The following is a 12,319-nucleotide window of genomic DNA, read 5'->3' on the forward strand; positions in this document are numbered from 1 at the left end:
TCCCCCTCGGGGGGAAGGCGCGCAGCGCCTCAGGGGGCTACATTTTTCTAGACAGATCCCACATCGCATCCACCAGCAGATCGATGTCCCGCGCGTCATGCCACAGGTGCGTGGACACGCGCACGCCGTAGTGGTCTGCCGCCGCGCCGATCACGGGGAAGTTGGAGTTGCGGATCACGAAGCCCTGCGGATAGTCGCTGAGCATGCGCGCCACGAAGGTCGAGGACTTGGTCCCGTTCATCACGTCGTCCTTGTTCTGGAACGGGTTGAAGCAGGTCAGCGCCGACAGCAGCTTGGGATCGTCCTTGGGCGAGTACAGCGAGTCCACGCCCCAGCGCTCGACGATCTTTTCCTTGAGGTAGGACGACAGCGTCAGGTCATAGGTCTCGATCTTCTTGCGGCCGATGCTGTCCCACTGCGCGCAGGCCTGGGCCAGCGCCATGAACATGGGCGTGTGCACGCTGCCGCAGGAGGTGACCGAGGCGGCGATGTCGTAGGTCTCCTTGGCCGTGGTCGTGCGCTCCAGCGCCGGGTAGGCGCTGGTGTGCACCGGGTACCACTTGGGCAGGGGCAGCGGGTTGGAGGCGCGGATCTTGTTGCGGATGATGAGGATGCCCGTGGAGCCCGGGCCGCACTGCCACTTGTGGCCCGCGCCCGACATGAAGTCCATGCCCAGCTCCGCATAGTTGTAGGCCATCATGCCCGGCAGGTGGGCGCCGTCCACGATGCTGATCAGGCCGTGCGCCTTGACCACGCCCATCAGGTCGGCAATGGGCAGCATGGTGCCGGTCTTGTAGGTGGGAGAGGACCACATCATGGCGCGCACGCGCTTGCCCTGGGCCTTGAGCGCGCGGATGCGCTCGTCGAACAGGTTCACGTAGGTGGCGGCCGTCTGGTTGTTGCCCACGGGCAGCGCAATGCGCGAGACCTCGATGCCGTAGCGGTCCTGGGCGATCTTCAGCGGCGTGTCGCCGCCGCCGTGCTCGTGGTTGGTGGTCACCACCACGTCGCCACGCTGCCAGTCGATGCCCAGGATGGCGTGGCACATGCCCGAGGAGGTGTTGGCCGAGAAGGCCAGCTCGTCGGCATCCACGCCAAAGCCCGGCGCCACCTGCTTGCGCAGGTCCAGCAGGTTGCTGTAGCCGTTGCCCGAGTCGGCGGCCTTCTTGCGGTTTTCGGTATCGAACACATCGAGCACCAGCTTGGGCATAGAGCCCGCCGTGCCGATGTTCATGTAGGTCTTCTCGGGCTTGAGGATGAACATGCTCTGCACGTCGGTCCAGAAGGCCTCGTCACGCATGAGCTGCTCGCGCAGCGCAGCGGCCGAGGTCTGGGCATTGCCGCTGCCGCAGGCAGCCAGCAGCGGGCCCAGCGTGGCTGCGCCGGTGCCGTAGCCCAGCATGCGCAGGAAGTCGCGGCGCTTGGAAGTCCAGCGCGCGGGATAGCCGGATTCGCCGGCGGCCGCAGTGGCGGTCAGGGATGTGGCCTGCTCGGCCGCGATCTGGGGGTGTCGTGCGTTCATGCGGTCCTCCTGTCGTTGCGCAAGCGGTCAGCGGCGGCCGACGATGGCCGAGATTTCGATCTTCACATCGCGCGGCAGGCGCGCCACCTCCACCGTGGCCCGAGCGGGGGCGCCGGTCTTGAAGTACTCGCCATAGACCTTGTTCATGGCGGCGAACTCGTTGAGGTCCTTCATGAAGACCGAGGTGGACAGCACATCCTCATAGCCCAGTCCCTGGGACTTGAGCTTGGCGCCGATGTGGTCCAGCACGGCGCGCGTCTGCTCCTCGATGGTCGTGCCCTGGATGGCCGTGCCCTGCGCGTTCAGCGGCAGCACGCCCGAGAAGTAGATCGTGTTGCCATGCGCCACCATCTGCGAATACGGGCCGATGGCCGGATAGATCTGCGTGGTGGACAGCACCTCGCGCTTGTGGGGCGCGGCGCAGCCCGCCAGCGTCGCTACCGCCGCCGCCACACCGCATGCCAGCGCCACGCGCCGCAGGTTCGATCGAATATCCATGGTATTGCCTTTCTGAAACAAGAATACAAACTGCCACTGCCGTGCCGCGCATTACTGCAACGGCGCCCCGGAAACACTTCGTCACCATTTAATTGGGTCATCGAAGGCGACATGAATCATTGACACAAAATGATTCGAATCAGTGATTTCACGGAGAAATTCTAGGCAGGGATCTGGAGCATTCGATAATGAATTTTCCCCTACGCACCACTACGCAGGACCGCTTGCGCAGTGCTACGCAGCAGGATAACTCTCTTCTGAAACAACGGCTTGGCACGGAACCTGCTCAACCGTAGCCAGGCATGTCAGACAGATGAGGGACGGCGCACCACAATACGGCAAAACCATTATTCAAGACCCCAAAAAGGGGACAACGCACCAAGAAAATGCATATCGGATTCCCTATGTCAATGGGATATTCTTTCGTGCGCGAAATATATTATCCATGGCATTTTCCTTGGGATATTCAAATTCCTTTTCCTGCGCGCGTGGATATGCAGCGCGCACAGGCCATTGGCAGATACGACGCCCGCCATTCAAGGTCCGCTGCCGGGCCCCGGCGCCATGCGCGCAAGCCCTGTTGACAAGGTCCGTGCACTGGGCGGAAAAGATCGTCGGTGCACCCCACACAGGCTCCCATGCAACTTCCGCTGAAACTTGCGCTTCTGTCGATTGCCGCCATCGCGCTGGCCCTGGGCCTGGTCGCGGTGACCGTGCAACACCAGACACTGGAGCTGGCCCGCCAGGAACGAGAGCTGGTCGAGACCGCCTACCTGCACAGCAAGGAGACCGAGCTGCGGCACTACGTGCAGCTGGCGACCACGGCGCTGGCGCGCATCCAGTCCAGCGGCGAGGAGCCATCCGTGCAGCGGCGCCAGGCGCTGGATACGCTGGCGCGCATGCAGTTCGGCGAGGACGGCTACTTCTTTGTCTACGACGAACACGGCAACGTGCTGCTGGATGCGCGGCAGATGGGCCTGTCGGGCGTGGACCTGTGCGATCCCAACAGCCCGGGCGGCGCAGGGCCCGCCAGGATCATCCTGGATGCCGCGCGCAGCGGCGGCGGCCTGGTGCGCTACCAGTGGCAAAAGCCGTCCTCGCTGCGTACCGAGGCCAAGCTCGCCTACGTGGCCACGATCCCCGAATGGGGCTGGTCGCTGGGCACGGGCCTGTACCTGGACGATGTGGAGCAGGCGCTGCGCCAGATCGACGAAAGCGCCCAGGCCAATATCGCGGCCACGCGCTGGCGCATCTTCGGCATTGCGGCGCTGTGCATCGTGCTCATCGGCGTGGCGGGGCTGGCGTTCAATCTCAGCGACCACCGCGTGTCCAGCACCAAGCTGCAGCGCCTGGCCCAGCGCGTGGTGCATTCGCAGGAGGAAGAACGCACGCGCGTGGCGCGCGACCTGCATGACGGCGTGGTCCAGGTGCTGGTCTCGTCCAAGTTCCTGCTGGAGACGGCCCAGGCCCAGCTCAGGCGCCTGGCCGCACAGGACCCGGCCACGGCCCAGCGCATGGTGGACCAGGGACTGGAGCAGCTCAACCACGCGCTGGTGGAGATACGGCGCGTCTCCCACGGCCTGCGCCCCGCCCTGCTGGACGACCTGGGCCTGGCCCCGGCCCTGGCACTGATGAGCCAGCAGATGCAGGCCGAGGACGGCCTGCGCATGCAGTTCGGCTGCCGGGGCGAGACCCGCTTTCTGCCGCCCAGCCACGCCACGGCCCTGTTCCGCGTGGCCCAGGAGGCCGTGACGAATGCGCAAAACCATGCGCAGGCCACGCGCATCGACGTCAGCCTGCACTTTCAGCGCCGCCGCGTGGTGCTGCAGGTCAGCGACGACGGCCAGGGCTTCGACATGCGCCGCGTGCAGCGCGACCGCCAGGGCGGCATCGGCCTGCGCAACATGCGCGAGCGCATCGAGGGCCTGGGCGGCCATCTGAGCATCAGCTCGGGCGCCCGGGGCACCCGGCTGGTCGCCGTGCTCTACCGCAGCGGCGGCATGCCGCTGTCTCCCTCACCGGAATTCGAACTCCCACAGGCCGCTGCATGAACCCCATGATCCGCATCCTCCTGGTGGACGACCACCCTCTTGTGCGCGACGGCGTGTCCATGCGCCTGCAGGCCACCGACCATATCCGTGTCGTGGGCGAGGCCGCCAGCATGGACCAGGCCCTGCCGCTGGCGCGCGAGCTGTCGCCCGACCTGGTGGTGACCGACATCCGCATGCCGGGCGCCAGCGGCATCGACCTGGCCGCGCTGTTCCGCGATCAGTTCCCCCTGGTGCGCGTGCTGGTGCTGTCCATGCACGAGGACCCCGAATACGTGCGGCGCGCCGTGGCACTGGGCGCACGCGGCTATGTGCTCAAGGATGCACCGGCGCAGCAGCTCATCGAGGCCATAGACCGGGTCTACGCGGGCGGCCTGTATTTCAGCCCCGGCCTGCAGCCCGTGGTCGAGGACGACGGCGCCGGTGCCGGCCCCCGGCGCGCCCTCACGCCGCGCGAGGCCAGCGTGCTGCAGTGGATCTCGGAGGGCCGCTCCAACAAGGAGATTGCAGCGCTGATGGGCACCTCGGTGCGTACCGTGGAAACCCACCGGCTGCACCTGCGCCGCAAGCTGCGCATCGACGGCCATGCGGCCTTCATCAAGTACGCCGTGGACTATGCCGACCTGCTGGGCAGCACGCCCGTGCAGGCCGGTGCGGGATAGCCTGAAACGCCGCCCCCTCAGTGCGCGTGCGCCGCGCGGCTGACCACGGTGACCAGCACGATGCCCAGCATCAGCCAGCCCACCTGGGCCACGGTCTCGCGCGCGCTCAGGCGCTTTTGCAGCTGGGGAATCAGGTCGGCCAGCGCCACGTAGATGAAGCTGCTGGAGGCCACGGCCAGGAAGTACGGCAGCAGCTCCTGCAGCTGGCCGACCAGGAAATAGCCGCCAATGCCGCCCAGCGTGGTCACGGCCCCGGCCATGGACACCTTGATCAGGGCCACGCGCCGGTTGGAGCTGGACTGGCGCAGCACCACGATGTCGCCCATGTGGTGCGGCACCTCGTGGGCCAGCACCGACACCGCCGCGATCAGCCCCAGGCGCATGTCGGCCATGAAGGCGGAGGCGATCAGCACGCCATCGCCGAAGCAGTGCACGCTGTCGCCGGTCAGCACCGCCCAGCCGCCGTGGCGGTGGCCATGATGGTGGCCATGGGAATGGTCATGGGCGTGGCCCTGGTGATCGTGATGCTCGTGGTGATCGTGCTCATGGGCCGGCGGCGCGCCGTGCTCATGCCCGTGGTGCCACAGCTCGGCCTTGGACAGCAGGAAAAAGAACACCAGGCCCACCAGCAGCGTGACGAACAGGTCGTGCGCGCCGGCCTCGCTCTCGAAGGCTTCGGGCAAGAGGTGCATGAAGGCCGTGGCCAGCAGCGCGCCCGCCGCCAGGCTCAACAGCCGCTGCGGCATCATGCCCGGCGAGCGGTTGCCTCCCAGCCCCATCAACAACGCGGCCACCCAGACGCTGCCAATACCGGCGGCCAGGGTGGCCAGAATGATTGCTACCAATGTCATAGCGATTTGTGCTTCAACCGTATGCCCTTGCAGGCGAAACCCGCGAATTCTCGCAGAAAGACCGGCCCCATCGCAGCCGTGGCCTGCGATCCCATGAAGGAAGCAGGCCACGGTGTCGGGTGCCCTCGGTTTCAGCCTACAGAAGCTGTCAAGCCCCCCCTGCGCGAATAAAGTTGAAAGCTAGTCAGCAATACCTTAAAAACTGGCGCGTCCTCACACCAGGGACACCGAGGAAGGGCCGCCCCGCACCGAGGGTGTCGTCCCCCTCCCGCGAAGCGAGAGAGGGGGAAGCGGCGCAGCCGCTCAGGGGGTCACCCCATGCTTATTGAACCAGGCCAGCATTTTTTGCCAACCGTCGCGCGCAGCCTGCTCGCGGTAGCTGGGCCGGTAGTCGGCATGGAAGGCGTGTGGCGCCTCCGGGTAGATCACAAACTCCGAGGCCTTGGCCGCTGCCGAGCCCTGCTTGAGCGCCTCGCGCATGCGCTCCACGGATTCCAGCGGAATGCCCGTGTCCTGCCCGCCATACAGGCCCAGCACCGGCGCCTTGAGGCTGGAGACCAGCTCCAGCGGATGGCGTGGCTGCAGCGCGGTCTTGGCGCCTTCCAGCCGGCCGTACCAGGCCACGCCGGCCTTGACCGGGCCATGGGCCGCATACAGCCAGGTGATGCGCCCGCCCCAGCAAAAGCCCGTGATGGCCACGCGCGCCGTATCGCCGCCCTGCGTGCCCGCCCATTGCACGGCGCCGTCCAGGTCGGCCATGACCTGTTCGTCGGGCACCTTGGAGACCAGCTCGCTCATGAGCTTGGCGATCTCGGTATAGGTCTTGGGATCGCCCTGGCGCGCATACAGATCGGGGGCGATGGCCAGGTAGCCGGCACGCGCCAGGCGGCGGCAGGTGTCGGCAATGTATTCGTGCACGCCGAAGATCTCGGAGATCACCAGCACCACGGGCACATTCTTCTTGCCGGCGGGTGCGGCGCGGTAGGCCGGCACCTTGAAGCCGTTCACGGTGAAATGCACCTCGCCGGCCGTCAGGCCGTCGGCCGGCGTGGAGATGGCGGTCTGCGCCATGAGCGGCGTGGCCGCGGCGGCATAGCCCAGGCCCAGGGCCGTCTGCAATGCCAGGCGCCGCGTGGGCCCCTCTTCGCTGCTGCGCCCCGGAACCAGGGCCTTCAGGTCTTGCTGCTGATCGTCACGCATGCATCTCTCCTTGGTGGTGGTTGAGAACCGGCCAAGTCTACGATGCCTGCGTGAAGCTCAATGTGCCTTGTCCCAGTTGGGTCCCAGGCCCACCTCGGCGAGCAGCGGCACCTTCAGGTCGGCCACGCCGGCCATCAGGCGCGGGATCTCGGTGCGCACCCAGTCCGACTCGCCTTCGGGCAGCTCGAACACCAGTTCGTCGTGCACCTGCATGATGACGCGGACCTCGGACTGCCTGGCATCGAGCTCGGCCTGCACCGCCACCATGGCCTTCTTGATCAGGTCGGCCGCCGTGCCCTGCATGGGCGCGTTGATGGCCTGCCGTTCGGCCGCCTTCTTGCGCGGGCCGCTGCCGCCGTTGATGTCCACCAGGTACAGGCGGCGGCCGAAGACGGTTTCCACGTAGCCGTGGTCGCGCGCGAATTCCACCGTCTCGTCCATGTAGCGCTTGACGCCTGGATAGCGCTGGAAATAGCGGTCGATGTAGGCGGCGGCAGCCTTGGTCTCTATGCCCAGGTTCTTGGCCAGGCCAAAGCTGCTCATGCCGTAGATCAGCCCGAAGTTGATGACCTTGGCATAGCGGCGCTGCTCGCTGCTGACCTGCTCCAGCTCCACGTTGAAGACTTCCGATGCCGTGGCCCGGTGCACGTCGCGGCCTTCGTGGAAGGCGCGCAGCAGCGACTCGTCGCCCGACAGGTGGGCCATGATGCGCAGCTCGATCTGCGAGTAGTCGGCGCTGGCGATCACATGGCCGGGCGCGGCAATGAAGGCCTCGCGCACGCGCCGGCCTTCGGGCGTGCGGATAGGGATGTTCTGCAGGTTGGGGTCGTTGCTGGACAGGCGCCCCGTCACGGCCACGGCCTGGGCGTAGTGCGTGTGCACCCGGCCCGTGCGCGGCAGCGCCAGCTGGGCCAGCTTGTCGGTATAGGTGCCCTTGAGCTTGGACAGGCTGCGGTGCTCCAGCAGCTTGGCGGGCAGCGGATAGTCCTCGGCCAGCTTCTCCAGCACCTCTTCATCGGTGCTGCGTGCGCCGGTGGCCGTCTTCTTGACCACGGGCATGCCCAGCTTGTCGAAGAAGATCTCGCCCAGCTGCTTGGGGCTGGCCAGGTTGAAGGGCTGGCCCGCGATGTCGTAGGCCTCCTGCTCCAGCTGCACGATGCGCTGGCCCAGATCGTTGCTCTGCCTGGCCAGCGTGGCGGCGTCGATGAGCACGCCGTTGCGCTCTATGCGGAACAGGGCCTCGCTGGTGGCGATCTCCAGCTCGTAGATGCCGCGCAGGCCGTCGTGCGCCTGCAGCTGCGGCCACAGCACGCGGTGCACGTCCAGGGTCTGGTCCGCATCCTCGCAGGCGTAGGCGGCAGCCTTGTCCACGGGCACCTGGGCAAAGGGGATCTGGTGGGCGCCCTTGCCGCACAGGTCTTCGTAGCTGATGCCCGTGCGGTTGGTGTGGCGCAGCGCCAGGCTGGCCAGGCCGTGCGGGCGGTGCACTTCCAGCACATAGCTTTGCAGCATGGTGTCGTGCACATAGCCGTGCACCTCGATGCCGGCATTGGCGAAGACATGGCGGTCGTACTTGACATGCTGGCCCAGCTTGGGCCGGGCCGCATCCTCCAGCCAGGGCTTGAGGCGCTGCAGCACTTCGTCGGCCGGCAGTTGCTCGGGCGCGTCGGGGCCGGCATGGCGCAGGGGGATGTAGGCAGCGGCGCCGGGCTCCACGCTCAGCGAGATGCCGACGATCTCGGCACGCATCTCGTCCAGCGAGGTGGTTTCGGTATCCAGGGCCGTGAGTTCGGCGGCGTTGATCTTGGCCAGCCACTGGTCGAACGCTTCCCAGGTCAGCACCACGTCGTAGTCCAGCGCACGCTGCTGGGCGGTCTCGGCCTCGGCGGTGGCGTCGTCGGATTCGGCCTGCTCCTGGGCAAACATGTCGCCCGTGGACTGGTCGGCACGCGGCTTGGCCGCTGGCTTGCGGCCGGCCTTGACGGCTTGCAGCGCATCGGGCTCGGGCGCGGCACCGCCGAGCATGCGTGCCAGCCCCTTGAAGCCGTAGCGCTCATAGAACTCGCGCAGCGGCGCGGTGTCGGGCTCGCGCGGCGCCAGCGCGTCGAGCACGGGCAGGGTGGGCACTTCGGCGCTCAGGTCGCAGTCGGTCTTCATGGTGACCAGCTGGCGGCTCAGTGCCAGCTGGCCCGAGGCGATGGCATCGCGCAGGTTCTGGCCAGCCACGCCCTTGATGCCGTCGGCCGCAGCGATCAGGCCGTCGAGCGAGCCGTGCTCGGCCAGCCACTTGACGGCCGTCTTGGGGCCGACCTTGGCAACGCCAGGCACGTTGTCCACGGCATCGCCGACCAGCGCCTGGTAGTCGATCATCTGCGCAGGCGGCACGCCGAACTCGGCCGTCACGCCGGCCACGTCGCGGCGCTTGCCGCTCATGGTGTCCATCACCATGATGTGGGGATCCACCAGCTGGGACAGGTCCTTGTCTCCACTGGAGATGACCACGTTCACGCCCTGGGCGGCGGCCGTCTTGGCCAGGGTGCCGATCACGTCGTCGGCCTCCACGCCCTGGATGGCCAGCACGGGCCAGCCCATCAGGCGGACCACTTCGTGGATGGGCTCGATCTGCGAGCGCAGATCGTCGGGCATGGGCGAGCGGTGCGCCTTGTATTCGGGATAGAGCGCATCGCGGAAGGTGGGGCCGCTGGCGTCGAACACGCAGACCGCGTAGTCGGCCGCCACTTCCTTGCGGATCGCCTGGAGCATGTTGATCATGCCGCGGATGGCGCCTGTGGCGGGGCTTTCCGGGTTGCCGGGCTCGGCGCGCAGATCCGGCATGGCGTGGTAGGCGCGGTAGAGGTAGCTGGAGCCGTCGATCAGCACCAGGGTCTTGGAATTGCTCATGCGCCGATTGTGCACGCGCCGGCAGGGGGACAGGGCGGGACAGGGCCCGCCGCAAGACCTACAATGGAGCCCATGCGCGCCGCTCCACTTCTCATCCTCCTGAGCCTGGCCGCCAGCCCCGTGCTGGCCCAGAACCCCACGCCTGCCCCGGCTGCCTCCACCGCCCCCGCGGCGGCGACCGCCGGGCAGACCGCGCCGGACACGGCCAGGCCCGAGGCCCGCGACCGAAGCAACCAGCGCGTGGAACGCATCCATGTGGAAGACGAAGGCAGCCGCGTTGACGAACTGCGCGTGGGCGGCCAGACCCGAAGCATCACCGTGCAGCCCAAGGTCGGCGACATGCCCTCCTATGAGGTGCAGTCCAACGACGGCGCCCGCTCCTCCCGCAACCGCGGCGATGGCGACGGCACCAACGGCACGCGCGTCTGGAACCTCAAGAAGTTCTGATCCTCACCGGACTGTCCGGGCCCCGGGCCCGGCGGCATCCCAGGGGGCAGCACCTGACGGCGCTGCCCTCTTTCCATATCTGACGACAACGATTTCCGCCGAGCCGCGCTGGCCGGCAATGCAAACATGGCCGTTTTCACCGAAGTCTCCGACAAAGATGCGCGCGAGCTGCTGCGCCGCATGTCCCTGGGTTCCTTCAAGGAGCTGCGCGGCATCCAGGGCGGCATAGAGAACACCAACTACTTTCTCACCACCGAGCAGGGCGAGTGGGTGCTGACGCTGTTCGAGCGCCTGACGGCCGAGCAACTGCCCTTCTACCTGTACCTGATGAAGCATCTGGCGCAGGCCGGCATTCCCGTGCCCGACCCGCAGGCCGAGACGCGCAGCGGCGACATCCTGCTGCGCGTGTGCGGCAAGCCCGCCTCCATCGTCAACCGCCTTCCCGGCAGGAGCGAGCTGACCCCCCAGCCCGCACACTGCGCCGCCGTGGGCGAGATGCTGGCGCGCATGCACCTGGCCGGCCGAGACTACGATCGCCAGCAGCCCAATCTGCGCGGCCTGCCCTGGTGGAACGAGACCGTGCCCACGGTGATCCCGCACATCGACGCACCCACCGCCGACCTGCTGCGCTCCGAACTGGCCTTCCAGAACCATGTGGCCGCCTCGCCCGCCTATGCGGCGCTGCCGCGCGGCCCCGTGCATGCCGACCTGTTCCGCGACAACGTGATGTTCGATGGCGAGCGCCTGACCGGCTTCTTCGATTTCTACTTCGCAGGCGTGGACAGCTGGCTGTTCGACCTGGCGGTGTGCCTCAACGACTGGTGCATCGAACACGCCACAGGCGCCCATGACGCGGCCAAGGCCAAGGCCATGATCGATGCCTACCAGTCCGTGCGCCCCCTGACCGCCGCCGAGCGAGAACTGTTCAACCCCATGCTGCGCGCGGGCGCGCTGCGCTTTTGGATCTCCCGCCTGTGGGATTTCCACCTGCCGCGCGAGGCCTCCATGCTCGTTCCCCACGATCCCACGCATTTCGAGCGCGTGCTGCGCCAGCGCCTGGCCCGCCCCGTGGCGCTGGACTGACGTCCCAGGCCGGCCACGACGCGGCTGCCGGAGGGCTTTGCGGTCCACGGGCCGCGCTTCCTCGGGTACAGTCCCCGTTCGGGCGCCAGCGGCGCGGCCCATGCCAGAGGCCATGCCCCATCCAGGCGCCCCGACTTCCTCACCCCATGAAACTTCTCATCGTTCCCGCCCGTACCGGCCTGCAATGGGTGCAGCAGGGCATCCGCACCTTCCGCCAGCAGCCGCTGGCGCTGGCGGCACTGTTCTTTCTGTCGATGGCGGCCATGTCGCTGGTCACGGTGCTGCCGCTGATCGGCCCCGTGATCGCGCTGGGCCTGCTGCCGGCCACATCGCTGGCCATGATGGTGGCGGCGGCCGAAGCCTCGCACGGGCGCGCGCCCACGCCGGCCCTGCTGCTGGTGGCCTTTCGCACCGGGCGCCAGCGCCTGAATTCCATGCTCACGCTGGGCGCCATGTATGCGGCAGGCTTTTTGCTGATCATGGGCCTGTCCATGCTGGTGGACGATGGCCAGTTCGCCAACGTCTACCTGGGCGGCGAGCCGCTGACGCGCGAGATCGCCGAATCGCCCGACTTCCAGGCCGCCATGTGGCTGAGCATGGGCCTGTACCTGCCGCTTTCGCTGCTGTTCTGGCATGCGCCGGGCCTGGTGCACTGGCACAACGTGCCGCCGGTCAAGGCCGTGTTCTTCAGCCTGGTGGCGTGCGTGCGCAACATCGGCGCACTGGTGGTCTTCGGCCTGAGCTGGATGGGCGTGTTCATCGTGGCCGGCATCGTGATGGCACTGATCTCGGCCGTGCTGGCCCAGGTGCTGGGCGGCATTGCCAACGGCCTGATGATTGCCACGGCCATGCTGCTGGCCGCCATGTTCTTCACCTCCATCGTCTTCACCTTCCGTGACTGCTTTGCGGCGCCCGATGAAAGCGATGGCAGCGACGCCATCGGCACCGAACCGCCGCAGCCGCCCGGACTGTCCGGCTGACGCCTGCACGGCACCAGATCACCAGGCCCCTTTCGAGGGGCTTTTTCTTTGCCGTTTCTCTGTCGTGCCAGCGGCCACCCGGGCGTCCACATGACGCAGTCACTGTTGTGTCATACGGATGCCATCG

Annotated in this window: 10 protein-coding genes; 5 read left to right on the forward strand and 5 right to left on the reverse strand. The window is 67.3% G+C overall.

Translation table 11 applies throughout. From position 1 onward, the window contains the following. Window positions 1–37: 37 nt before the first annotated feature. Both ACF8LI_RS16980 and ACF8LI_RS16985 read right to left on the reverse strand, forming a co-directional pair. The gene (locus ACF8LI_RS16980; RefSeq protein WP_016445808.1) at window positions 38–1,522 is read right to left on the reverse strand and encodes an aminotransferase class V-fold PLP-dependent enzyme; all 1,485 of its coding nucleotides are present in this window, start codon (window positions 1,520–1,522) and stop codon (window positions 38–40) included. A gap of 27 nt (window positions 1,523–1,549) precedes the next feature. After that, window positions 1,550–2,020 carry a Rid family detoxifying hydrolase gene (locus tag ACF8LI_RS16985; RefSeq protein WP_016445807.1) on the reverse strand — a complete coding sequence of 157 codons (471 nt, stop codon included), beginning with the start codon at window positions 2,018–2,020 and terminating at the stop codon, window positions 1,550–1,552. Window positions 2,021–2,658: 638 nt separating this feature from the next. On the opposite strand from ACF8LI_RS16985, the gene ACF8LI_RS16990 reads away from it, so the two are divergent. Together ACF8LI_RS16990 and ACF8LI_RS16995 are read left to right on the forward strand one after the other, a co-directional pair. Then, entirely contained in the window at window positions 2,659–4,071 is a 1,413-nt protein-coding gene (locus tag ACF8LI_RS16990; protein WP_392413429.1) for a cache domain-containing protein, read from the forward strand. After that, on the forward strand, window positions 4,068–4,730 hold the full coding sequence (locus ACF8LI_RS16995; RefSeq protein ID WP_017405417.1) for a response regulator transcription factor: 663 nt from the start codon (window positions 4,068–4,070) through the stop codon (window positions 4,728–4,730). The genes ACF8LI_RS16990 and ACF8LI_RS16995 overlap by 4 nt, the downstream gene beginning before the upstream one ends. Window positions 4,731–4,747: 17 nt before the next feature. On the opposite strand, the gene ACF8LI_RS17000 is transcribed toward ACF8LI_RS16995, so the two are convergent. The 3 genes from ACF8LI_RS17000 to polA form a co-directional block, all read right to left on the reverse strand. Beyond that, on the reverse strand, window positions 4,748–5,581 hold the full coding sequence (locus ACF8LI_RS17000; protein ID WP_016445804.1) for a ZIP family metal transporter: 834 nt from the start codon (window positions 5,579–5,581) through the stop codon (window positions 4,748–4,750). Between the two features lie 303 nt (window positions 5,582–5,884). Next, the gene (locus tag ACF8LI_RS17005; RefSeq protein ID WP_016451120.1) at window positions 5,885–6,781 is read right to left on the reverse strand and encodes a dienelactone hydrolase family protein; all 897 of its coding nucleotides are present in this window, start codon (window positions 6,779–6,781) and stop codon (window positions 5,885–5,887) included. A 57-nt stretch (window positions 6,782–6,838) separates the two neighbouring features. After that, window positions 6,839–9,682 (reverse strand): DNA polymerase I, encoded by a 2,844-nt coding sequence (gene polA, locus ACF8LI_RS17010; RefSeq protein ID WP_016445802.1) that lies wholly within the window; start codon window positions 9,680–9,682, stop codon window positions 6,839–6,841. Between the two features lie 72 nt (window positions 9,683–9,754). On the opposite strand from polA, the gene ACF8LI_RS17015 reads away from it, so the two are divergent. From ACF8LI_RS17015 to ACF8LI_RS17025, 3 genes are all read left to right on the forward strand, one after another. Then, window positions 9,755–10,129 (forward strand): hypothetical protein, encoded by a 375-nt coding sequence (locus ACF8LI_RS17015; protein WP_016451118.1) that lies wholly within the window; start codon window positions 9,755–9,757, stop codon window positions 10,127–10,129. Window positions 10,130–10,255: 126 nt separating this feature from the next. Further along, complete coding sequence (locus ACF8LI_RS17020) at window positions 10,256–11,212, forward strand: homoserine kinase (RefSeq protein ID WP_016445800.1); 957 nt, start codon at window positions 10,256–10,258, stop codon at window positions 11,210–11,212. Window positions 11,213–11,358: 146 nt separating this feature from the next. Then, complete coding sequence (locus ACF8LI_RS17025) at window positions 11,359–12,192, forward strand: BPSS1780 family membrane protein (RefSeq protein ID WP_016445799.1); 834 nt, start codon at window positions 11,359–11,361, stop codon at window positions 12,190–12,192. Window positions 12,193–12,319: the final 127 nt, after the last annotated feature.

Origin of the sequence: Delftia sp. WSY_12 (assembly GCF_043104645.1) — a bacterium.
Classification (GTDB): domain Bacteria; phylum Pseudomonadota; class Gammaproteobacteria; order Burkholderiales; family Burkholderiaceae_C; genus Comamonas; species Comamonas tsuruhatensis.